Here is a 21765-nt window from a genome sequence, read left to right as displayed (position 1 = left end):
CGATCCGCGGCTAGTCGGCGAACTGCGCCGGCGGGCGGCGCATCGCGGACAGCGCCAGCACCGGTTCGGCCTCGCGGCGGGTCCGCACGCCGGAGTGCCGCCGCAACCGGTCGATCATCCGGCGCGACAGCAGGATCACCGCCTGCTCGTAGCGCACACCCAGGGCCGCGGCGTGGTCGGACACCCGCCGCTGCGCGGACTCGTCGTGGACGGCGGCCGGATCGCTGAGCAGTTCGTCGAGTTCCATACCGGCCCAGGCCTGCTCGTGGGTCAGCCGGTGCTCGGGTAGCCAGCTCAGCCGCCACACCGCCGCCCCGAATCCGTCGACGCGAAAGGCGTGTTCGGGGGTCCGGTCGCTCATCATCGCCCAGTCGGTCGTCTCGATCGTCACGGCTCTCTCCTCTCGAGTCGCCACCCTCGGTCGCAGTATCGCCACGGCGGCCCGGGTGGGCACCCATACCATCGGCATCGACAGCCGAAGAATTGCGGACGATTCCGGGTTCGTCCGCGCAGTCGGGTTCGCACTGGATCGGGGGCGCGGTCCGGCTGGTGGGCCGGGGCGCGCGCGGCCGGTCCGGCGCCTAGCGGGACCGGGTCGCTGCCGTGCCGGCATCGCACCCGCCGAACCCGCGGATCCGACGCCGATGACGGCTCCGTCGCTCGAGGAGAATCGCTCCCACCATCACAACCTCCTGAATGCCCCGGCATAACACCGGGACCGCTGCGTCAGTTGCCGGTTCCATTCAGGCAAATGCCGCGATACGTTATTGATAGCCGGAACGGCCGGTCGATAAACCCGGCAATCTCCGCCGGCTTCGCTTATCGTCTCCCCGACGATCACTGCGCATCGAGACGGAGGTGGCTGCCCCGATGGCGGGACAGGACGCGACGGTCGCCGCGGTACGCACCGTGCTCGCCCGGCTGTGCAAACGCGCGGGCCTGAGCCCGAAACGGTTGCGCAGCACCGAAATCGACGTACGGCCGGTGCTGGAGCTGTACGCGGTGCGCCAGCACGCGCATCTCGCCGGGATCGACGCCGCCGAGGCCGTGCCGCCGGTGGTGCGCGAGGTCGCCCGGCACCTGCCGCCCGCGCACCGGCTCATCGCCGACGTCGGCCTGGCCTTGGGCCTGCTGCGCGACGACCCGCCCGACGGCGTCGACCTCGGGCAGCTCTACGCCCCGGATCTCGGGCAGCGCCGCGACTACCTCAGCGCCCACTGGGCGGAGCTGCTGCGCGCCGCCGGCGGCGAGGCCCCCGCGGCCGCGCCCACCACCCGGCAATTGCGCGGCCGGCTCGAATACGACGCGTTCACCCTGCTGGCCCAGCGGCTCACCGCCGCCTCCGGCTACGCCGCGGTCCCCGCCCCGCAGACCGCGACCCCGATCGGCGAGCGCGCCGGCACCGTGACCGTGATCGGCGACGCCGTGCTGGACACGATCTGCAGTATCGACGGCGACCTGCCCACCCCCGACAGCCCGGCCACCGGCACCTTCCTCGAACGCCCCGGCGGCAAGGGCCTCAACCGGGCGGTCGGCGCGGCCCGGCTCGGCCTGCGCGTGCGCCTGATCGCGGCGGTCGGCGACGACGACCGCGGCCGCCGCATCCTCGACCACCTGCGCGCCGAGGGCGTCGACACCGATCTGGTGCGCGTCGTCCCCAACACCACCACCCCGGTCGCGGTCGTCCTCGTGACCAGCACCGGGCAGCAGCACACGGTCGCCTGCCCCGACGAACGCGTCCGGCTCACCCCCGAGGACCTGCACACCCCGGCCGCCCGGCACGCGCTGGCCGCCTCCGACGCCGTCCTGCTCACCTTCGAACCGCCGCCCACGGTGATCGAGGAGGCCCTGGACCTGGCCGCGCGCGAGCAGCGGCCACGGCTGCTGGTGCAGCCCGTCCCGTCCTCCGCCGGGCCGCAGCGGTTCTACCGGTACCTCGGCGGCGTCGATTATCTGATCGGGACCCGCAGCGAACTGGCCGCCCTCGCCCCGGTCGGCGCACCCGACGGCGCCACCGCCGACGCCGAACTCGCCCGCCGGCTGCGGGTTCTCGGCGCCCGCACCGTCTGCATCGCCGAGGGATTCGCCGCCAGCGTCCGCTCCGACGACCTGCACCTCGACATCGCGCGGTTCCCGGTCGCGCTGCGCGACTCCCCCGGCGCGCCCGCCGCCTTCGTCGCCGCCCTGGCTCAGCGCATCGTCACCGCCGCGGACCACCGCGCCGGACCGGACGACTTCCTGTGGGCCACCGCGGCCATGGCCGCGACCCAGTCGACCGGCGAGGTGTCCGACGCCATGCCGACGATCGGGGATGTCGACCGCATGGTCGACCTGGCCGGGGACGCGGCCGTGGTGGTCACGGAGGCACAGTGACGCCGAGTGTTTGCCACCCACCCGCCGGCCCCCGTCGGCGAGGGTCTACAGTCGCGGCCGTTCGTGCTCGACCCTCTGTCGCCGGAGCGCGGTCCGCCGCGCCGCCGGCCGTCCTCGATATCACCTGCGATCCTTCGGAGGAGCTCTTGACAGCCCAGCTGGACGACACCGAATACGACGGTGTCCCTGCCGTATTCCGCACCGACGACACCGAACATCTCCTGCGCCGCAAAGGCCGCGAGATGGCGGTGCGCGTGCGGGAGCTGCACGATGCGCGCGACGGCGGGACGATACTGCTGTTCGGCGCGGTTGCCGACGGTTGTCTGGTCCGCATCCACTCCCGCTGCCTCTACGGAGACGTCCTGCGCAGCGACGACTGCGACTGCGGTCCCGAACTCGATCACGCCATGGACATGATCCAGGCCGAGGGCGCCGGCGTGCTCGTCTACCTCGAGCAGGAGGGCCGCGGCTCGGGCCTGGTCGCCAAGGCGCGCGGCCTCGCCCACAGCGAACGCACCGGCCGCGACACCTTCACCAGCTACGGCGATCTGGGCTACCCGGCCGACTGCCGCTCCTACGAACCGGCCGCCGCGGCGCTCGCCGACCTCGGGCTCACCTCGGTCCGGCTGCTGACCAACAACCCGGAGAAGGTGCCGGCCCTGCACCGGGCCGGTATCGACGTCACGCCGATCCCGCTGATCACCGCGCCGCGCAGCGCCCGCGCCCGCGCCTATCTGGAAGCCAAGCGCGACCGCCGCGGCCACTGGACCCCGGAGTTCCAGGTGCCGCCGGTCCAGGAGCCCGAACCGCCGCGCCCATACCCCGCGCCCGCCGATCCGGGCGCGCTGTGCGCGTCGGCGGCCGACAGCAGGTAAGACACGGCACATCCCGCGGAACGCGCGGATAGGATGGGTGAGCCGCGTCACTCGGTGACGCGACGCCGGCCGCGCGTTTCCGATCTCCGCCCCGACGAGTTCGGGCAGTGCCTCTGGCGGAGCGTTCCCGAGGCTCGGTTCGATCACGATCGGGAACAAGGGATATGACGACAGATATCGGCTACACGCATCAGTCCGGCGCCACGGTCCGCACCGTGCCCGAGGCCTTCCAGCAGACCCGCACGCTGCGCCCGCACCAGGTCGCGCTGCGCACGGTCGGCGGCACCCAGCAGATCACCTGGGCCGACTACGACCGCCGCGTGCGCGACATCGCCGCCGGGCTCGCGAAACTCGGTGTCGCCCACGGCGACACGGTCGGCATCATGCTGACCAACCGGCCCGAGTTCAACCTCGTCGACACCGCGGCGCTGCATCTGGGAGCGGCGCCGTTCTCGGTGTACAACACCAGCTCCCCCGGCCAGCTCGCGCACGTGTTCGGCAACGCCGGCAACGCGATCGTGCTGACCGAGCGGGCGTTCCTCTCCGCGGTCCAGGAATCGGGCATCGCCTTCGAGCATGTCGTGGTGGTCGACGCGGCCGCGGGCGGCGCGCCGGAGGGCACGATCTCCCTCGCCGACGTCGAGGCCGATCCCGCCGCGGACTTCGACTTCGACGCCGCCTGGCGGGCGGTGCGGCCCGAGGACCTCGCGACCCTCATCTACACCTCCGGCACCACCGGCCCGTCCAAGGGCGTGGAGATCACCCACGCCAACGTGGCCGCCCAGATCGCCGGGCTGACCAACGACGGGCCACTGACCGTGGGCATCGACGACCGGGCGGTGTCCTACCTGCCGGCCGCGCACGTCGCCGACCGCATCTCCGGGCACTGCGCGAACCTGTTCACCGGCGTCACCATCACCTGCGTGCCCGATCCGCGGGAGATCGCCGCCGCCCTGCCCGACGCGCGGCCCACCGCGTTCTTCGGCGTCCCGCGGGTGTGGCAGAAGATCAAGGCCGGCATCGACGCGAAACTCGCCACCGAGGCCAGCCCCGTGAAGAAGGCGCTCGCCGGGTGGGCGATCGGCGTCGGCATCGCCGCCGCCCGCGCCCGCCTGGCCGGCGGCGGGGTGAGCCCGCTGCTCGCCGCCCAGCACCGGCTGGCCGACGCGCTGGTGCTGTCGAAACTGCGCACCGCGCTCGGGCTGGAGGAGTTGCAGGTCGCCGCCTCCGGGGCCGCCGCGATCCCGCCCGAGACCCTGGAATACCTGCTGGGACTGGGCTTCACGGTGACCGAGGTGTGGGGCATGTCGGAGACCAGCGGCGTCGGCACCTTCACCGAACTCGACAGCCCGCGCCCCGGCTCGGTCGGCCGCGCCCTCGACGGCGTGGAGCTGCGCCTGGACAGCGACGGCGAACTGCTGGTGAAGGGGGCGATCGTCACCCGCGGCTACCGCGGCATGCCCGACAAGACCGCCGAGGCCATCGACGAGGACGGCTGGCTGCACACCGGCGACGTCGCCACCATCGACGGCGACGGCTACGTGACGATCGTGGACCGCAAGAAGGAACTGATCATCACCGAGGCCGGGAAGAACATCTCCCCCACCAATATCGAGAACGCCGTCAAGGCGGCCTCCTCGCTGGTCGGTCAGGTGGTCGCGATCGGCGACGCCCGCCCCTACATCACCGCGCTGGTCGTGCTCGACCCCGATACCGCCGTGGTGCGCGCCAAGACCCTCGGCACCCCCGACGCCGAGCTGGCCGCGCTCGCCACCCGCGCCGAGATCGTCGACGAGATCCGCGCCGCGATCGCCGCCGGCAACACCCGGCTCTCGCGCGTCGAGCAGATCAAGCGCTTCCGCATCCTGCCGGTGGCATGGGAGCCCGGCGGCGAGGAGATCACCCCCACCCTGAAACTCAAGCGCAGCCCCATCGCCGCCAAGTACGCCACCGAGATCACCGAACTCTACGGCGACCCGGTACCCGCGGACGTGATCGACCTGCGCTGAGAATTCTCCCGCGATTGCACGCTGTGCAGGTCTGCACTCGCCGCAAAACAGTTGTGGCCCGGGCACTTTCGCCCGGGCCACACTCGTACCGACCACCGTTTTCCGGCGTGCTTTTGGCCGGAAACTCGCGGGATTCCGGCCAAAAGCACGCCGGAAAAACGTGGGGCCGGGACTACTTCTGCTCGTAGGTGGCGATGATCTGCGCGCGGCCGATGGCGTGGGAGAACAGGTTGAACCCCAGGTAGGCCGGGGTGGCGCTCGCGTCGAAACCCAGCGACGCCACATCCACGGCGTGCACGGTGATGAAGTACCGGTGGTAGCCGTGTCCGGGCGGCGGGCCGGCGCCGACGAATCCGGGGAATCCGCCGTCGTTGCGCAATTGGATGGCGCCGGGCGGCAGTGTGCCGCCCTCGCTGCCCGCGCCGCGCGCCAGCGAGGTCGTGGAGACCGGGATGTCGGCGACCGCCCAGTGCCAGAATCCGGACGCGGTCGGGGCGTCGGGGTCGTACACGGTGACCGCGAAACTCCGCGTCTGCTCCGGGAATCCGGACCACGACAGCTGCGGGGAGACGTCCTTGCCGCCGGCGCCGAACACGCCGCTGACCTGATCGTTGCCGAAGGGCTGACCGTCGGTCACATCCTCCGAGGTCACGGTGAACGACGGTAGCTGCGGCAGCGCCGCGTAGGGATTGTAGGAGTAGTCGGGCACGAGACCGTCCTTTCGAGATCGTCAGCTGTGCAGGAGGAAATGTTCCATGACCCGGGTGCCGAATTCCAGGGCGTCCACCGGCACCCGCTCGTCGACGCCGTGGAACAGCGCCGAGAAGTCCAGCTCCGGCGGCAGCCGCAGCGGCGCGAAACCGAAGCAGCGAATCCCCAAGCGGGCGAACGCCTTCGCGTCCGTGCCGCCGGAGAGCATATAGGGCACGGTGCGCCCGGCCGGGTCGTGCGCGAGGATCGCGTCGTTCATCGCGTCCACCAGATGCCCGTCGAACGTCGTCTCGTAGGAGTCCAGCGCGGTGATCCACTCCCGCTCCACGTCCGGGCCGATCAGCTCGTCCACCTCGCGCTCGAACGCCGCCCGCCGCCCGGGCACGACACGGCAGTCCACGACGGCCTCCGCGGTCTGGGGGATCACGTTGGCCTTGTACCCGGCGTGCAGCATGGTCGGATTCGCGGTGTCGCGCAGGGTCGCGCCGATGATGCGGGAGATCGTGCCCAGCTTCGCCAGCTGACCCTCGATATCGGGGCTGCCGGGGTCGAACTCGATCCCGGTCTCCTCGCTCACCGCCGCCAGGAACTCCGCCACCGAATCCGACAGCACCAGCGGGAAGGTGTGGGTGCCCAGCCGCGCCACCGCCTGCGCCAGGATGGTCACCGCGTTGTCCTCGTGCAGGAACGAGCCGTGCCCGGCGCGGGCCTTGGCGCGCAACCGCATCCAGCCCAGGCCCTTCTCCGCGGTCTCCACCAGATACAGCCGCCGCTCGCTGCCGTCGCGGCGCGGCACGGTCAGCGAGAACCCGCCCACCTCGCCGACCGCCTCGGTGACGCCGTCGAACAGGTCCGGGCGGTTGTCGGCCAGCCACTGCGATCCCCAGCGGCCGCCGTTCTCCTCGTCGGCCAGGAACGCGAACACCAGATCCCGCGGCGGCACCGTCCCCTCGATTTTGAACTGCCGCGCCACGGCCAGCGTCATGCCGACCATATCCTTCATATCGATCGCGCCGCGGCCCCACACGTAGCCGTCGCGCACCGCGCCGGAGAACGGGTGCACGCTCCAGTCGGAGGCCTCGGCCGGCACCACGTCCAGATGCCCGTGGATCATCAGCGCGCCGCGGCTCGGGTCCGCGCCGGGCAGCCGCGCGAAGACGTTGCCGCGGCCGGGCGCGCCGGACTCGACGTATTCGGTGGTGTACCCGGCCTGCTGCAGCTGATCGGCCACCCACTCGGCGCATTCGCGTTCGCCCTGGGTGGTTTCCAGCTCGCCGGTATTGGAGGTGTCGAACCGGATCAGCGTGCTGACCAGGTCCACCACCTCCGATACGGCGCGGGATTCGGGTTCGGCTCCGGATTTCTCGCCAGCTGCAGACACGCCCCCTTCCTACCATCGCTCCCGCCCCGCACCACGTGTTGCCCGCAGCGTGCGCGCAAATCCCGCAGCCGTCCCACCCGGTCCCGGCACCATCAGCGGCAGGCCCGGGAGCGCTCCGCTTCACGACGATCGCCCCCGTGCCGCGCAGTCCCCGGCACGACGCGATTCACGGCGGCCCGGCCGATGCCGCGCATCCGGTGACTCGCAGCGCACGCCGGTGATCCGCCCCCGCTCCCGTGCTGCCCGAGCACGGACGGGGAAGGTTGCCCGGCCCCCGCGACCTTGTGAGGTCCCCCAGTGCGCGCGGGCCGCTGTCGGCCCCGGCCCCAAACCTGGCGGCCGGTGCTTGCCTGCCCGCCCGGCGGCGTCCTAGCGTCGGCGCCATCGGGGTTCGAGCTGGGAGGCATCGCATGAATGTCCGTGCCGGGCAACGCTTTCACCGCCACATTCCGCGCGCCACCGTCCTCGCCTGCGCCGCCGCGCTCGCGTGCGCGACCGGTCCGGCCGTCGCCGAACCCGCGCCCGACACGCCGCTGGCCGCCGGCGCGCTCGCCGCGGCGCGGCCCGCCGAAGACGGCTCCCGCCTGCTGGCCGCCGCACCGGGCCCCGGCCGCGTCTTGAACCTGACCGTGCACTCCGCGGCGATGAACCGGCCGATGACCGTCGCGGTACTGCCCGCGGCCGATCCCGCGGGCCCCGCGCCGACGCTGTATCTGCTCAACGGCGTCGACGGCGGCACCGACACCGGCGACTGGCGCGACGGCAGCAACTGGCTCACCAAGACCGACGTCGCGGACTTCTTCGCCGACAAGCAGGTGAACGTCGTGATCCCGATCGGCGGCGGCGGCAGTTTCTTCACCGACTGGCGCGCCGACGATCCGGTGCACGGCCGGCAGCGCTGGACCACCTTCCTCACTCGCGAACTGCCGCCCGTCGTCGATTCGGCCTTCCACGGCACCGGCGCCAACGTCCTCGCCGGGCTGTCGATGGCCAGCACGTCGGTATTCCAGCTGGCGCTCGCGGCGCCGGGGCTGTTCCGCGGCATCGGCGCCTACAGCGGCTGCGTGCGCACCAGCGATCCGATGGGGCAGCTCATGGTCGACGCCATCGTCACCGGCCGGATGGGCAACACGCTGAACATGTGGGGGCCGCCGTCGGATCCCGCGTGGGCGGCCAACGACCCGTACCTGCACGCCGCCGAACTGCGCGGCACCGCCGTGTACGTCGCCTCCGGCAACGGCGCGCCGGGCCCGCTGGACACCCTCGACGGGCCCGGAATCCACGCCAATCCGGCGAAACTGGTCGATCAGCTCGTCATCGGCGGCATCCTGGACGCGATCGCCGGCCGCTGCACCGTGCAACTGCGGGACCGGTTGCGGGAGTTGGACATTCCCGCAACCGTCGACCTGCGCGACAACGGCACCCACTCCTGGGGCTACTGGGAACAGGACCTGCACAACTCCTGGCCCGTCCTCGCCGCCGCGCTCGACCGCTGAGGGGCTGAGGGTCAGCGGGCCGTCCCGTCGACCAGCGGCAGCGCCCGGGCCTGCGGCCACACCACCGACCACGGCCGGCTCGGGAAACGGCACCGCCACACGCCGACGCCACGGTCGACGCCCGGGAAGCCCAGCCGCTCGTCCACCCGCGCCACCACTGTCGCCTCCGCGAAATCGGTGCGCAGCGCCTCGCGCGGGCCGCCGACCCCCACGTACAGCACCGTCGTCGCCGTATCCGGGGGCGCGCCGAAGAATCCGTAGCCGCGGTTGGGGCTGTAGGCGCCGGGCAGCGCGGCGGATCCGAACCGGTCGATCGCCGCGGCCTGCCAGTAGTTCTCCGTGACGATCGCGAGGTCGGCCCGCTGCGCCGCCGGCACCTGCCGGTAGGCGTCCTCGACCGCCGCTATCAGGTGATCCCATCCACTGGGCCCGAACAGCTTGCTGCGCCGGTCCAGCTGCGAGTACTCGTCGGTGGTGTCGTGCAGCCGGGACGCCGGCAGCGGCAGCAGCACGACCACCGCGACGGCGATCGCGGTGGCGGCCGCGATCAGCGCGAGCACCGCCGCGCGCAGCCCGCGGCCCGGTTCGCGGCTCTCCAGGTACACCGCGCCCGCGGCGAACAGCCCGGGGAAAGCGCCGGCCACGAAATACGGCCGCAGCCCGCCCGCCACCACCCCGATCAGCCCGATCGCGATCATCGGGATCACGAAACGGTAGGGCCGCAACCGTTCCCAGCGCAGACCCGCCCACATGCCGGCCACCAGCAGCAGCCCCAGCGGCCCGGTCACCTGCACGATCTGCCACGGCATGCCCGGCAGTCCGCTGGTGGCGAGCTGCTCGTCGCGGACCACCGCGCCCATCGCCAGCTGCGGCCAGCCGTGGCGGTGCTGCCACCACAGCATCGGCAGCGCCGAGGCCGCGAACAGCGCCGAACCCGCCCACCACGCCGGGCGCCGCAGCATCGCGCGCGGGCCGAACACGACCACCCCCGCCACCAGCCCCGCCCACACCAGCGGGATCAGCCATTTCACCTGGAAGTCCAGGGCCGCCACCGCGCCCGCCGCCAGGAGCAGCACGTCGCGGCGCTCGCGCACCCAGCGGATCAGCAGCCACGACACCACCGCGGTGAGGGTGACGTCGACCGCGAACGTGCTCAGCATCGCCGACTGCATCACCGCCATCGGCGCGCTCGCATAGGCCGCCGCGGCCAGCGTCTGCGCCCATGGGCCGCCGCCGAATTCGCGGGCCAGCGCCGCGCTGAGCAGGATCGCCACGATCGTCAGCGCGACGACCGGGCCCCGCAGCAGCAGCGTCGATCCGGGTGCGAGCAGATCGGCGGCGGCCGCCCACAGCGGCACGACCGGCCCCTGGTCGGCGTATCCCGGCGCCGGATGACGGCCCGCCGCGATGAAGTACAGTTCGTCGCCGCCGACGGCGTAGCGGCCGAGGCGGGCGGTGAACAGCACCGCCGCGATGGCCGCGACGGCGCCGACCGGCCGCCAGGCGAACGGTGCGAGGTCTTCTCGGGGTGACAATCGCTCGCGGACCTCGGTCCGGACGGTTGTCGCGGTCTCCGGCATGGCATCCCTTCCGATATTCGGGGGGCCACGCGAAATGCCGCCGCCGTGGCGTGGCCGGAATCTGCGCGAGGTCGAAGAAGTTTGTGGCGGAAGCGTTTTCGTTCCGTGATCGCCACGATGGTAGGTCCGCGGGCGCGCGCTGCGCACAGCGCGCGCGGAATACTCGGTTACCACACAAGCCTCCGCACCCGCCGGCTGTGATCATCCACCATCGGCGAGTGTTATTGCCGCACAACGAATCACGCGTCGGCGAAGACTCGCTGTGCGAGCCCGCGCCGGTCAGTGGTGGCGGGTGCGGCGGTCGCCGGGGTCGGCGGTCGTCGCCGCGAGCCGGTTGCCGTTGAGCGCCAGCATGACCAGCCCGGCGTCGCGGATGACGACGTCGAGGTCGTCGAGCACCGCGCCGACAGCGGCGGACGCGCCGTCCGTCTCACCCAGCGGCCGGTCCAGCGCGTCGCGCACCGTGTGCAGCCGCAGCCCCACGTCGAACAGATGGCGCACCAGCCGGTCGCCGGCGTCGGCGAAGTGGTCGGCGTCGAACGTCTCCTCGAACGCGGGCGCGGTCGCCCGCCCGTCGGGGCCGTCCGGGGACGGAAGCACGGCATCGTCCATGAGGTTCTCCCGAGCACGAGAGCGACGGTCCGACGCCGCGCTTCTGGACTCGGAGAACGGTAGGAACACGTTCGATGCCCGATTCTACGCCGCGCGAGGGTCCCCGGCGCCGCCCCGCACGGCCGCCTCCGCGTGCTCCGGAGGGGCCCGCGTCCGGGTGCGGACACCGGATATCCTGGTACGCAGCGGATTTCGGGGCCACGATCGGCGCCGGCGCGGCCCGGGGCGGTACCGTCACCGGCCGCCGCGGCGGGCAATACCCGTTGATGCGGCGCGCGATACCCACGGATGTCGAGACCCGTTCTCGCCCTGCGGATCGCCGCGCGCGCAGCCGGACGCCACGACGCCGCGCCGCATCCGACACCTGACCCGTCCGACGCGCGCGACCGCGATAGGCTGAGCGCGTGCTCAGGTCTCTGCCCCTCCATCATCGCGCCGTCCACCCCGGCGTGCCGCGGACATGACCGGCGACCCCGGCGGCCCGGACCCCGCCGCGGCCGGGGATTTCCGTGTCGTCGCGATCGCCTCGTCCGCGGGCGGGGTCACGGCGCTGAGCCGAGTGCTGGGCGGACTGTCCGAGGCCTTCCCCGTGCCCGTTCTCGTGGTCCAGCATCTCGATCCGCGGCACGAGACGGTCATCGCCGACGTGCTCGCCCGGCGCACCCGGCTCCCCGTGCGCCTCGCGGCCGCCGACGATCGGATCGAACCCGGCGTCGTCTACATCGCGCCCCCGAACTACCATCTGCTGGTAGGTAAGCAAGGAGTGCTCGCATTGTCGAGTAGTGAGCTCGTGCACTTCGTCCGGCCGTCCGCCGACCTGCTGTTCGAATCCGTCGCCGGCGCGTACGGGCCGCGCGCGATCGCGTGCGTGCTCACCGGGTCCGGCAGCGACGGCGCCATGGGAGTGAGCGCCGTCAAGTCCCGCGGCGGGACCGTGATCGTGCAGGACCCGGAGGAGGCCGAGTTCACGGGGATGCCCGAGGCGGCCATCCGCACGGGCGCGGTCGACTTCGTGCTGCCCCTGGGTGAAGTCGCCGGCGTCCTGTCCGGCCTGGTGGAGCGGAGGACGGCGTGACCGACGAGACCGATGACCTCACCTCCGAAGCCGATCCCGCCACCGCGGCCGACAGCGCGCTGGAGGAGCTGCTGATCTTCATCCGCGATTCGCGCGGTTTCGATTTCACCGGCTACAAGCGCTCCTCGCTGGCGCGGCGCATCCAGAAACGCATGCACGAGGTGCGGATCGCCGACTACGCGGACTATCGCGACTACCTCGAGACCAACGCCGACGAGTTCCGGTCGCTGTTCAACACCATCCTCATCAACGTCACCAGCTTCTTCCGCGATATCGACGCCTGGCAGTACCTGCAGCGGGAGATCCTGCCGGAACTGCTCACCACCATCGACCCCAACCGCGAGATCCGGATCTGGAGCGCCGGCTGCTCGAGCGGCGAGGAGGCGTATTCGCTGGCGATCGCGTTCGCCGAGGTGCTGGGCATCGACGAGGCGGTCAAACGCGTCAAGATCTACGGCACCGACGTGGACGAGGAGGCGCTGCGCGACGCCCGCTCCGGCATGTACAGCGCCAAGGCCCTCGAACCGTTGACGGCCGACCTGCGCGACCGCTATTTCGAGCCCAACGGCGACAAATTCGTCTTCCGCACCGATCTGCGGCGCCGGGTCATCTTCGGCCGCCACGACATCACCCGTGACGCCCCGATCTCGCGCCTGGATCTGCTGATCTGCCGCAACACCCTGATGTATTTCAATGTGGAGGCCCAGTCGCAGATACTCGACCGCTTTCATTTCGCGCTCGGCGACAGCGGATTCCTGTTCCTCGGCAAAGCGGAAATGCTGCTGTCGGACGGGGAACGGTTCGAGGTCGCCAATATGCGGCAGCGCATCTTCCGCCGCCGCGCGGGCGAGGCCGGGACGATGCACACGCCCGTCCCGCCCCGGCTGGATATCGGTCTCGGGCAGGAGGTGCAGGGCTTCGTGAAACGGCGGGTGCTGGGCGAACTCGCGCTGGAGACCACGCCCGTCGCGATGCTCGGGGTCGATATCGAGGGCAAGGTGACCGTCCTCAACGGCCAGATGCGCGGCCAGTTCGGGCTCTCCCCCCACGACATCGGCCGCCCGCTCAGCGAACTCGAGATCTCCTACCGGCCGATCGAGTTGCGGTCGCTGATCGAACAGGCCGTCGCCGAGCACCGCGTCATCCGCGTCAATTCCGTGGAGCGCCGCCTCGGCCCGGACGAGACCCAGTTCTTCGACGTGCACGTGCAGCCGCTGTGGAGTGGCGAGGGGCCGCATGTGGGTGTCGTGATCAATTTCGTCGACACCACCGTCTCCACCCGCCTGTCGCTCGAGGTGAAGGTCAAGCGCGAGGAACTGGAGACCGCCTACGAGGAACTGCAGTCCACCAACGAGGAACTCGAAACCACCAACGAGGAACTGCAGTCCAGCATCGAGGAACTCGAAACCACCAACGAGGAACTGCAATCCACCAACGAGGAACTCGAAACCACCAACGAAGAGCTGCAATCGGGCAACGAGGAACTCGAGACCATGAACGAGGAGCTGCGCATCCGCAGCGGCGAATTGGACGAGGCCCGCGGATTTCTCGAGGGCATACTGTCCAGCGTCGCGGCCGGGGTGGTGGTCCTCGACGGCGATCTGCGGGTGCGCAGCTGGAACCGCGGCGCCGAGGAACTGTGGGGGCTGCGCTCCGACGAGGTGCACCAGCAGTACTTCGCCGCACTGGATTTCGGCCTGCCGACCGAATCGCTGAACGAGAACATTCAGCAGTGCCTGAAGTCGCGGCGCCGCAGCGGACCGGTGGACATCCCGGCCGTCAACCGAATCGGTCGCTCGATCGTGTGCGCGGTGACGTGTACGCCGATGGACGGTATCCGCGACGGCGTGGTCCTGTTGATGGAAGAAGGATCGGTACCTTCTGCGGCGCAACGCAATTAACGATTCGCACAGTTGTCGCATTCCGTACGGTGAAGCGCTAGTCTTATCCCGTGTCGTCCTCCGCGAGCGCCTACGACGACGTGCGAGCACAGTGGCGCCGGTATCGTCTCGAGCTGGGGCGTGCCGAACGTGCCGCGGCCACGGCCGCCGCCTACGAGCGTCAGGTCGGCGCACCCCCGGAGTCGATGCAGCCGTTCCGTGAACGCATGGCGATCCTGCACCGGCGCATCGCGGAGCGTCATCTCGCCTGCGCCCGCCTCTACGAACTGCACGCCCTGCGGTTGCAGCTGTGGCGTACCAGCGGGACCGACATGGTCCGGCCGGTGTTCATGGCCGCGGTGGCCGAGAATCTGGGCCTGGCCGGCGCCGCGCTGACACTGTTCGACGACCGGCAGCAGGAGTTGCTCACCTCCTCCTCCGACACCCGGTCCCGGGCCGCCCACGACATCGAGGCCACGATCGGGCAGGGCCCGGCGCGCGACGTCGTCAACGGCCTGGACGCCGTCTGCGCGGACGCCACCGAACTGGCGGCCCGCTGGCCCCAATACGGCAGGGCCGCACTGGATCTCGGCATCCGGTCGCTGGTAGCGGTGCCGCTCACCGTCGGCGCCGGGCGGATGGGCGCACTGTGCGGGTTCTCCGACCATCCGCTGCTGCCCCAGGGCACCGTCGGCACCGCCAACCGCATCGCCGACGCCCTGGTCAACGACGTACTGCTGACGCAGCAGCCCGCCGCCGCCGACGGAGCGCCGCCGACCGGTGCGCTGTTCGACGACGCCGACTACCTCACCACCGTCAATCAGGCCGTCGGTATGGTGGCCGTCCACGCGGGCCAACCGGTCGACACGGCTCTGGTCCTCATGCGCGCGCGGGCGTTCGCGGAGGGCATCTCCCTGCGCGAACTGGCCCGCCTCATCGTCGAGGAGGGATACCGGCTGTGCTGACGGACACGCTCCGCGGAGGTGACGGATGACCGATGATCTCACCACGGGAATCACCCAGCTCACCGCCCTGCTACTGGCCGACCGCGCCATCCTCGACAGTCCCCGCGACATCGCCGGCATCGTCTCGGGAATGCTGCCGGGCCGGCCGCTGGTCGGCGTGACACTCACCGGACCCCCGGCCGCGGCCGGCGGTTCGGCGGCCGCTCACGCACTGATCGCCGCCGACGAGCCACACCACGCCCGGCCCGGACCGTACCGGGCCGCGGCCGAAGCGGGACAGGCGATCTCGATACCCGACGCCGGGAACGACCCGCGCTGGCCGGACCACGCGCGGCGCATGCGCGCGCACGGGGTCGCCGCGCACGAGGTGTGGCCGCTGCGGGCGGGCGAGGAGACGATCGGCACGCTGAGCGTCTACAGCCACCGGCCCGGCCCCCTCGACGAGCCGACCCGTACGGCCGCCGCCGTGATCGCGGCGCACCTGAGCGTGCTGCTGCAGGTCGCGATGGACGCCACCCGCCGCACCGCCGTGACCGAGCAGTTGCGCGCGGCGCTGGACTCGCGGTCGGTGATCGATCAGGCCGTCGGCATTCTGATGGGGCAGCGGCGCTGCGACCGCGACGCGGCCTTCGGCCTGCTGCGCACCGCGTCGAACCGGCGCAACGTCAAACTCGCCGCGATCGCCGCCGAACTGGTCGCCTCGATCGGCGGAACACCTCCGGGCGCTTCGCATTTCGACGAACCGAACATCGCCCGGAGGTCCGCCGGGCGGTCCGGCTGACCGCGCTCGGTGTCAGGGCGTGGCCGGCGTGAGACCGACGTGGTCGCCGTCGCCCCGTGCGGTGCGGGCCCGCTCGACGGCCTCACGGCAGGCATTGATCCGGTCGTAGGCGGCCTCCGCGAATTCGCGGGCGGCCTGCGCCCTGGCCAGCGCGGATTCGGCGTTGGCGCGAGCGGCCGCGGCCCGGCGTGCCGTCTCGGCGACCCGGGCGCGGTCGGCCGGGGCGATGGAGCGCAGCGCGGGCGGCCGGGCTACGGCATCCGACGCCTTCGCGGGGCCCTCGCGCGGCGCGGCCGGAACCCCCGGCGGCGGAGTCGCCGATTGTCGTTCGTCCTCATGCCTCATGGCGCCACACTTCCCGTTCGGGCAACCGATTCCGCCTCTTCCTCCCACAGCCAACGACATCGCCGACGTGGGCACACAGGGCACAAAGATTACCGCGCGGAGGACTTTCTACCCTGGTGTGGATCCGGAGAAAGGGCATTGCCGACATGACCGATACCGTGCACGCGTTCACCGACGACGCCCTGGGCGACCACGACGCGGTGAGCCTGGCCGCCGAACTCCGCGCGGGACGCCTGGACCGCCGCGAGGTGATCGCGGCGGCGATCGACCGGGTGAACCGCGTGAATCCCCGGCTCAACGCCGTGCAGGCCGAATGCTTCGACCGCGCCCGCGCCGCCGCGCCCGGCGACGGGCCGTTCGCGGGGGTGCCCGCGTTCGTCAAGGACAACACCGATGTCGCGGGCCTGCCCACCTGTCACGGCTCGGCGGCGTTCGTCCCGCGCCCGGCGCGCCGCGACGGCGATCCGGCCGCGCAGTTCCTCAGCGCGGGATTCGTGGCGCTGGGCAAGTCGACCCTGCCCGAATTCGGGCTCACCGCCAGCACCGAGTACGCCGACCGGCCGCCGACCCGCAACCCGTGGAACACCGGGCATTCCGCCGGGGCGTCCTCGGGCGGTTCGGCCGTGCTCGTCGCGTCCGGGGCCGTGCCGATCGCGCACGCCAACGACGGCGGCGGCTCGATCCGCATCCCGGCCGCGGTCAATGGACTGGTCGGGCTGAAACCGACCCGGTGCCGGCTGCTGGACCAGCCGGGCGTGCGGGCGCTGCCGGTGCATCTGGTCGCCGAAGGGGTCCTGACCCGCACGGTGCGCGACACCGCCCACTATCTGGCCGCCGCCGAACGGTTCCGGCCCAACCGGGACCTTCCGCCGGTCGGCCTGCTCGAGGGACCCACCGGGCGGCCGCTGCGCATCGGGCTCATCCGCCACGACATCCTCGGCCGCGGCGTCCACCCGGAGACCGACGCGGTCCTCGATTCCGCCGCGCGCGTGTTCGCGGCCGCCGGGCACGAGGTCACCGAGACCCGGCTGCGGGTCGATCCGGGGTTCGTCGAGGACTTCAAGACCTATTGGGCGTTGTTCGCGGTGGTCATGTCCGCGGCGTTCACCGCGACCCACCCCGGCTCGTTCCGGCCGTGGAAACTCGACCCGTTCACCAAGGGCCTCGCGGGTAAGGTGCTGCGCGGCCCGCGGGCGGTGGCGCCGGCCGTGCGGCGGCTGCGCGCCGGAACCGCGCTCTACGACGAGCATTTCGCCGAGCTGGACGTGATGCTGACGCCGGTGCTGTCGCATCCGGCGCCCCGCATCGGCGAGCACGCGCCCGGGCAGCCGTTTCCCGAACTGTTCGGCAAGCTCATCGACTATGTCGGGTTCACGCCGTTCAACAATGTCGGCGGCGGGCCCGCGATCTCGGTGCCGCACGGGCTGACCAGCGGCAATCTGCCCGGTTCGGTGCACCTGTCAGCGCCGCGCGGCCGCGAGCGGGACCTGCTCGACCTCGCCTACCAGCTCGAGGCCGCCGATCCGTTCCCGAAGATCACCGCGGGCGCGGAAACCGTCGCCTGAGGACGCGCGCCGGGCCGATACTGGGAGGCATGCCCTCACCGTGCCTGCTGCTGCAGCTGCGGCCCGAGCGCGCGGCCGCCGACGACGAGTACGAGGCGATCCTGCGCACCGGCGGTTTCGCGCCGGGCGGGCTGGTGCGGATCCGGATGGACCGGGAGGTCCCCGAGGTCGACCTCGCCGGCTACAGCGCGGTCGTCGTCGGCGGCGGGCCCGCCAATCTCAGCGATCCCGACGAGCGCAAACCCGGCTACCAGCGGCGATTCGAACCGGTCCTGAAGAAGCTGGTGACCGAGATCGTCCGGCGCGACATCCCGTATCTGGGCGCCTGCTACGGGCTGAGCGTGCTGGCCGATGTCCTCGGCGGCACCGTGAGCCGCGACCGCTACGCCGAGGGCGCGGGCGCGGTCACCGTCGAGACGACGCCCGCCGCCCGCGCCGATCCGCTGCTGCGCGGGCTGCCGCGCTCGTTCCGGGCGTTCGTCGGGCACAAGGAGTCCTGCCAGCAGGTGCCGCCCGGGGCGGTCCTGCTCGCGGGATCCGGGGGGTGCCCGGTGCAGATGGTGCGGGTCGGCAGCCACGTGTACGCCACCCAGTTCCATCCCGAACTGGACGGCGACGGACTCGCCCTGCGGATCGAAACCTACCGCCACGCAGGCTATTTCGATCCCGAGGAGGCCGATTCCCTGATCGCCCTCGGGCACGCGGAATCCATCACGGTGCCCGGCGCGATCCTGCGCCGGTTCGTGGCGCGCTACTGCCCCGCCGCGGCATGACCGCGAAGACAGCGGTAGCCGCCCGGCCTGCGACCGGGCGGCTACCGAGGGTGAGTGAATTATTCGGCGGACGGTTCGGAGCCCTGGCTGCCCAGGACGAAGCTGCTCTGGCCGTTGCCGTCGACGCCGGCGTCGAGGATCTTGTCGTCGAGGTAGGCGGCGGCCTGCTGGTCGAGGAAGATACGCGAACCCTCGGCGTCCATGATCTTGTCGGTCTCGGCCGGTTCGGCGGCCAGCGCCAGCTGCAGTGTCTCGGCGCCGTCGTCGGTGAAGATGCGCAGGCCGGCGTCCTGCGGCGTGCCCTCCGCCGATGTGATGGTCCGGACGACCTCGATTGCGGTGGGGGTGAGCATCAGCATTGTCGGGGTTCCTTCCCGCGGTTGTGGGAGTTCTCTCTGTCGGCTGTGCGTTCTCCTTCGAGTAGCCAACGAGCCCGCCGTAAAACCCCGCCACCGAAATCCACCGGATATCTCCCGCTCGAGCGCCTCTGTGGGTGCGCTCACACCAGCGACTACGCGCCGGATCGCACGCCGTCCAGCGCGGTGTCGTGCCTGCTCAGGCGCCGGTGACGGCGCGGGACGGCTGCGGCGCCGGGAGGGCGAGGTTGTCGCGCAGGGTGGTGCCGGTGTAGTCGGCGCGCAGCACGCCGCGGTCCTGCAGGAGGGGGACGACCCGGTCGACGAACTCGTCGAGGCCCCAGGGCACGAGGTGGGAGCCGAGGATGAAGCCGTCGGAGCCGTCGTTGCGGACGAAGTCGTCGATCAGCTCCGCCACCCGTGCCGGGGTGCCGACGAGGGGCCCGCGTTCGAACTGGTCGATCACCACCTCGCGCAGGCTGAGTTTCTTCGCCTCGGCGACCTCGCGCAGGCGCGCGGCGGTCGCGAAGCGGTCCTGGTGGACGAAGGCGCGGCCCTGAATGATCGGCGGCGCGTCCGGATCGGGGTCGACGGCGGGCACAGGCCCGTCGGGGTCGTAACCGGACAGGTCACGGTTCCAGATCTGCTCGAGCAGGATGAGCGCGGTCTGCCCGGTGACCTGTTCGTCGCGCAGGGCGTGATACTTCTCGATCGCCTCGGAGTCGGTGTCGCCGAGCACGAAACTCGCCGACGGCAGGATCTTGATGTCGTCGGCCGCGCGCCCGGCCGCCACCGCCCGCGCCTTGATGTCGCGGTAGAACTCCGCGGCCTCGGGCAGTGTGCCGTACGGGGAGAAGATCGCGTCGGCGTTGGCGGCGGCGAAGTCGCGTCCCTGCGGCGAGACCCCGGCCTGCAGGATCACCGGGCGGCCCTGCGGGCTGCGGGGCACGGTGAACCGGCCGGAGATGTCGAACTGGCTGCCCCGGAACGCGAACGCGCCGGCGTCGGGACGCCCCAGGAACCGCCCGGATTCCTGGTCGGCGACCAGGTCCTCGTCGTCCCACGAATCCCACAGGGCGCGAACGGCATTGAGCGTCTGCTCGGCGCGCACGTACCGGTCGGCGGGATCGAGGAAGCCGCCGCGCCGGAAATTGCGGCCGGTGAACGCGTCGAAGGAGGTCACCACGTTCCACGCCGCCCGGCCGCCGGAGAGATGATCGAGGCTCGCGAACCGGCGGGCCAGTTCGTAGGGCTCGTTGAAGGTGGCGTTGACGGTGCCCGCGAGCCCGAGATGGTCGGTGACCGCGGCGAGGGAGGCCAGCACGGTGAAGGTGTCGGGGCGGCCGATGATGTCCTGATCGAAGATCTCACCGGCGCGCTCGCGCAGGGCGAGGCCCTCGGCGAGGAAGAAGAAGTCGAACCGGCCGCGTTCGGCGGTGCGCGCGGTGTGCTCGAAGGTGCCGAAGTCGATCTGGCTGCCCGCGTCCGGATGCCACCACGCGGTGTGATGGTTGACCCCGCCGAGGTAGGCGCCCAGGATGACCTGCTTACGGGAAGTGCTCACGATAACCTCGCTCAGGCGGTCGCGTAACGGTTGGGGACGGTGCCGGGCAGGCCGAGCAGCGCGCGCAGCGAGCCGCCCGGATAGCCGGTGCGGAACAGGCCGCGGCGTTGCAGGGCGGGCACGAGCCGTTCGGTGACGGCGGTCAGATCGTCGACCGCGACACCGGGCCGCAGCCGGAACCCGTCGACGCCCTGCCCGCTCCATTCGGCGAGCAGGTCCGCCAGCTCGTCGGCGCTGCCCGCGAAAATACCGGCGTCGGAACGGAATTCGGCTCCGGCCGCCTCGTTCAGGCGGGCCAGCCGCTGCGGGCCGGTGGCCGCCGGAGTGTCGAGGAAGACGACGATGTCGGCGTACACCCGCAGCGGCTCCCCCGCCCGGCCCACCGCCGTCGCGGCCGCGGCGACCTGGTCGAGGATCGGCCGCGGACCGGCCGCGCGGGTGGGTGTGACGAACACCAGATCCGCACTGCGCGCGGCGAATTCGTAGATCAGCGGGGCGTGGGCGAGGGCGGTCACCACGGGCTGGCCCTGGGGCGGGCGCGGGGTGATGGAGGGTCCGCGGACGGCGAAGAACCGGCTCTCGAAGTCGATGTAGTGCAGTTTGCCGCGATCGATGAAGCGGCGCGTGGCGACGTCGCGGATCTCCGCGTCGTCCTCCCAGCTGTCCCACAGCCGCCGCACCACCTCCGTGAAGTCGGCGGCCTCGGCGAACAGGTCACGCACCGTGTCGGGGAAGACGCCCGACGCGACCGCCTCCGCCAGTTCCGCCGCGGTGAGTTCCCGCAGCTCCCGGCGCCCGAAATGGGCCGCCTCCGCCGCGGTCGCGGACACTCGCGCCTGCCAGCCCGCCCGGCCCCGCGACGTGTAGTCCAGGGTGGCCAGCGCCGCGGAGACGTGGAACGGCTCGGTGTGGGTGGTGGTGACGGTGGGGACCAGCCCGATGTGCCGGGTGACCGGCGCGACACGGGCGGCGATGAGGTGGGCGTCCAGGCGCGCCCGCACCCGGTCGACCCGGTCCTCGCCGGCTTCGTGCCGGGCGCCGGGGACGGCCAGGCTGTCCTCGATCGTGACGAAGTCCAGCAGGCCGCGTTCGGCGACGGCGACCAGATCGGTCCAGTACGCGGGGCCGAACAGGTCGGCGGGCCGGGAGCCGGGCTCGCGCCACGCGGCCGGATGCCAGCCCGCTCCGTCCAGCGCGACGCCGAGATGTAGGGGGTTCGGTGCCATCGTCTCCCGTTCCTGTCCAGTGCGCGGATGTCGTCTACCGCAACGCCGATCGGCCCGGAACGCGACGGTCCCGGTGGGTGGCGAGCGCCGCCGCCCGGCCGCCCGCCTGCCCGATACGTTCGCGGGCGGCCGGATACCGCGTGGTCACGGACTGCGCGGCGGCGCTCGCCCGGCACACTCCCGTCCGCCGCCCTCGGT

General features: G+C 71.8%; 19 protein-coding genes. 10 read left to right on the top strand and 9 right to left on the bottom strand.

What is annotated here, in order from left to right:
• Positions 1–10: 10 nt before the first annotated feature.
• Positions 11–391 (bottom strand): hypothetical protein, encoded by a 381-nt coding sequence (locus ON41_RS38450; protein ID WP_063710026.1) that lies wholly within the window; start codon positions 389–391, stop codon positions 11–13.
• Positions 392–870: 479 nt separating this feature from the next.
• Here ON41_RS38450 and ON41_RS38445 point away from each other — a divergent pair, with 479 nt between their 5' ends.
• The 3 genes from ON41_RS38445 to ON41_RS38435 all read left to right on the top strand — a co-directional run bounded on the left by ON41_RS38445 (position 871) and on the right by ON41_RS38435 (position 5257).
• Positions 871–2373 (top strand): PfkB family carbohydrate kinase, encoded by a 1503-nt coding sequence (locus ON41_RS38445; RefSeq protein WP_040754328.1) that lies wholly within the window; start codon positions 871–873, stop codon positions 2371–2373.
• A 146-nt stretch (positions 2374–2519) separates the two neighbouring features.
• The gene (ribA, locus tag ON41_RS38440) at positions 2520–3248 is read left to right on the top strand and encodes a GTP cyclohydrolase II RibA (RefSeq protein ID WP_246461632.1); all 729 of its coding nucleotides are present in this window, start codon (positions 2520–2522) and stop codon (positions 3246–3248) included.
• Between the two features lie 164 nt (positions 3249–3412).
• Positions 3413–5257 carry an AMP-dependent synthetase/ligase gene (locus ON41_RS38435; RefSeq protein ID WP_040754327.1) on the top strand — a complete coding sequence of 615 codons (1845 nt, stop codon included), beginning with the start codon at positions 3413–3415 and terminating at the stop codon, positions 5255–5257.
• A gap of 172 nt (positions 5258–5429) precedes the next feature.
• On the opposite strand, the gene ON41_RS38430 is transcribed toward ON41_RS38435, so the two are convergent.
• Both ON41_RS38430 and ON41_RS38425 read right to left on the bottom strand, forming a co-directional pair.
• Positions 5430–5966 carry a YbhB/YbcL family Raf kinase inhibitor-like protein gene (locus tag ON41_RS38430; RefSeq protein ID WP_040754326.1) on the bottom strand — a complete coding sequence of 179 codons (537 nt, stop codon included), beginning with the start codon at positions 5964–5966 and terminating at the stop codon, positions 5430–5432.
• Between the two features lie 21 nt (positions 5967–5987).
• Complete coding sequence (locus ON41_RS38425; RefSeq protein ID WP_083905934.1) at positions 5988–7349, bottom strand: M20/M25/M40 family metallo-hydrolase; 1362 nt, start codon at positions 7347–7349, stop codon at positions 5988–5990.
• Between the two features lie 410 nt (positions 7350–7759).
• Here ON41_RS38425 and ON41_RS38420 point away from each other — a divergent pair, with 410 nt between their 5' ends.
• Complete coding sequence (locus ON41_RS38420; RefSeq protein ID WP_051163523.1) at positions 7760–8845, top strand: alpha/beta hydrolase; 1086 nt, start codon at positions 7760–7762, stop codon at positions 8843–8845.
• An 11-nt stretch (positions 8846–8856) separates the two neighbouring features.
• Here the strand turns inward: ON41_RS38420 and ON41_RS38415 are convergent, their stop codons facing one another.
• Together ON41_RS38415 and ON41_RS38410 are read right to left on the bottom strand one after the other, a co-directional pair.
• Positions 8857–10425 (bottom strand): glycosyltransferase family 39 protein, encoded by a 1569-nt coding sequence (locus ON41_RS38415; protein ID WP_040754325.1) that lies wholly within the window; start codon positions 10423–10425, stop codon positions 8857–8859.
• Positions 10426–10704: 279 nt separating this feature from the next.
• Positions 10705–11037 carry a hypothetical protein gene (locus ON41_RS38410; protein WP_040754324.1) on the bottom strand — a complete coding sequence of 111 codons (333 nt, stop codon included), beginning with the start codon at positions 11035–11037 and terminating at the stop codon, positions 10705–10707.
• A gap of 460 nt (positions 11038–11497) precedes the next feature.
• Between ON41_RS38410 and ON41_RS38405 the strand changes: the two genes are divergently transcribed.
• The 4 genes from ON41_RS38405 to ON41_RS38390 are packed head-to-tail and all read left to right on the top strand — an operon-like array spanning position 11498 to position 15738.
• Positions 11498–12112, top strand: coding sequence for a chemotaxis protein CheB (locus ON41_RS38405; RefSeq protein ID WP_040754323.1), 615 nt, complete (start codon positions 11498–11500; stop codon positions 12110–12112).
• Positions 12109–14013 carry a CheR family methyltransferase gene (locus ON41_RS38400; protein WP_040754322.1) on the top strand — a complete coding sequence of 635 codons (1905 nt, stop codon included), beginning with the start codon at positions 12109–12111 and terminating at the stop codon, positions 14011–14013. Before ON41_RS38405 ends, ON41_RS38400 begins: the two co-directional genes overlap by 4 nt.
• Before the next feature lie 50 nt (positions 14014–14063).
• Positions 14064–14957: an ANTAR domain-containing protein gene (locus ON41_RS38395; RefSeq protein WP_051163521.1), complete on the top strand. Its 894-nt coding sequence runs from the start codon at positions 14064–14066 to the stop codon at positions 14955–14957.
• Between the two features lie 25 nt (positions 14958–14982).
• Complete coding sequence (locus ON41_RS38390; RefSeq protein ID WP_040754321.1) at positions 14983–15738, top strand: GAF and ANTAR domain-containing protein; 756 nt, start codon at positions 14983–14985, stop codon at positions 15736–15738.
• Between the two features lie 12 nt (positions 15739–15750).
• Here the strand turns inward: ON41_RS38390 and ON41_RS38385 are convergent, their stop codons facing one another.
• Positions 15751–16083: a hypothetical protein gene (locus tag ON41_RS38385; protein WP_040754318.1), complete on the bottom strand. Its 333-nt coding sequence runs from the start codon at positions 16081–16083 to the stop codon at positions 15751–15753.
• Positions 16084–16229: 146 nt separating this feature from the next.
• On the opposite strand from ON41_RS38385, the gene ON41_RS38380 reads away from it, so the two are divergent.
• Entirely contained in the window at positions 16230–17648 is a 1419-nt protein-coding gene (locus ON41_RS38380) for an amidase (protein ID WP_040754316.1), read from the top strand.
• A gap of 29 nt (positions 17649–17677) precedes the next feature.
• The gene (locus ON41_RS38375; protein ID WP_040754314.1) at positions 17678–18421 is read left to right on the top strand and encodes a glutamine amidotransferase; all 744 of its coding nucleotides are present in this window, start codon (positions 17678–17680) and stop codon (positions 18419–18421) included.
• A gap of 59 nt (positions 18422–18480) precedes the next feature.
• On the opposite strand, the gene ON41_RS38370 is transcribed toward ON41_RS38375, so the two are convergent.
• The 3 genes from ON41_RS38370 to ON41_RS38360 all read right to left on the bottom strand — a co-directional run bounded on the left by ON41_RS38370 (position 18481) and on the right by ON41_RS38360 (position 21567).
• The gene (locus tag ON41_RS38370; protein ID WP_040754312.1) at positions 18481–18780 is read right to left on the bottom strand and encodes a hypothetical protein; all 300 of its coding nucleotides are present in this window, start codon (positions 18778–18780) and stop codon (positions 18481–18483) included.
• A gap of 196 nt (positions 18781–18976) precedes the next feature.
• Positions 18977–20344 carry an NtaA/DmoA family FMN-dependent monooxygenase gene (locus ON41_RS38365; RefSeq protein ID WP_040754511.1) on the bottom strand — a complete coding sequence of 456 codons (1368 nt, stop codon included), beginning with the start codon at positions 20342–20344 and terminating at the stop codon, positions 18977–18979.
• Positions 20345–20352: 8 nt separating this feature from the next.
• The gene (locus tag ON41_RS38360; RefSeq protein WP_040754310.1) at positions 20353–21567 is read right to left on the bottom strand and encodes an LLM class flavin-dependent oxidoreductase; all 1215 of its coding nucleotides are present in this window, start codon (positions 21565–21567) and stop codon (positions 20353–20355) included.
• Positions 21568–21765: the final 198 nt, after the last annotated feature.

Source organism: Nocardia transvalensis NBRC 15921, from assembly GCF_000308875.1.
In the GTDB taxonomy this organism is placed as follows: domain Bacteria; phylum Actinomycetota; class Actinomycetes; order Mycobacteriales; family Mycobacteriaceae; genus Nocardia; species Nocardia transvalensis.
Note: the sequence above shows the minus strand (reverse complement) of the source record. Positions and strands in the feature narration are given on the sequence as shown.

Excerpts from the sequence above, each read along its gene's own strand:
- ON41_RS38380 (WP_040754316.1), top strand. The coding sequence starts at position 16,230 with ATGACCGATACCGTGCACGCGTTCACCGACGACGCCCTGGGCGACCAC.
- ON41_RS38445 (WP_040754328.1), top strand. The coding sequence starts at position 871 with ATGGCGGGACAGGACGCGACGGTCGCCGCGGTACGCACCGTGCTCGCC.
- ON41_RS38405 (WP_040754323.1), top strand. The coding sequence starts at position 11,498 with ATGACCGGCGACCCCGGCGGCCCGGACCCCGCCGCGGCCGGGGATTTC.
- ON41_RS38370 (WP_040754312.1), bottom strand. The coding sequence starts at position 18,780 with ATGCTGATGCTCACCCCCACCGCAATCGAGGTCGTCCGGACCATCACA.
- ON41_RS38410 (WP_040754324.1), bottom strand. The coding sequence starts at position 11,037 with ATGGACGATGCCGTGCTTCCGTCCCCGGACGGCCCCGACGGGCGGGCG.
- ON41_RS38420 (WP_051163523.1), top strand. The coding sequence starts at position 7,760 with ATGAATGTCCGTGCCGGGCAACGCTTTCACCGCCACATTCCGCGCGCC.
- ON41_RS38385 (WP_040754318.1), bottom strand. The coding sequence starts at position 16,083 with ATGAGGCATGAGGACGAACGACAATCGGCGACTCCGCCGCCGGGGGTT.
- ON41_RS38390 (WP_040754321.1), top strand. The coding sequence starts at position 14,983 with ATGACCGATGATCTCACCACGGGAATCACCCAGCTCACCGCCCTGCTA.
- ON41_RS38435 (WP_040754327.1), top strand. The coding sequence starts at position 3,413 with ATGACGACAGATATCGGCTACACGCATCAGTCCGGCGCCACGGTCCGC.
- ON41_RS38360 (WP_040754310.1), bottom strand. The coding sequence starts at position 21,567 with ATGGCACCGAACCCCCTACATCTCGGCGTCGCGCTGGACGGAGCGGGC.
- ON41_RS38415 (WP_040754325.1), bottom strand. The coding sequence starts at position 10,425 with ATGCCGGAGACCGCGACAACCGTCCGGACCGAGGTCCGCGAGCGATTG.
- ON41_RS38375 (WP_040754314.1), top strand. The coding sequence starts at position 17,678 with ATGCCCTCACCGTGCCTGCTGCTGCAGCTGCGGCCCGAGCGCGCGGCC.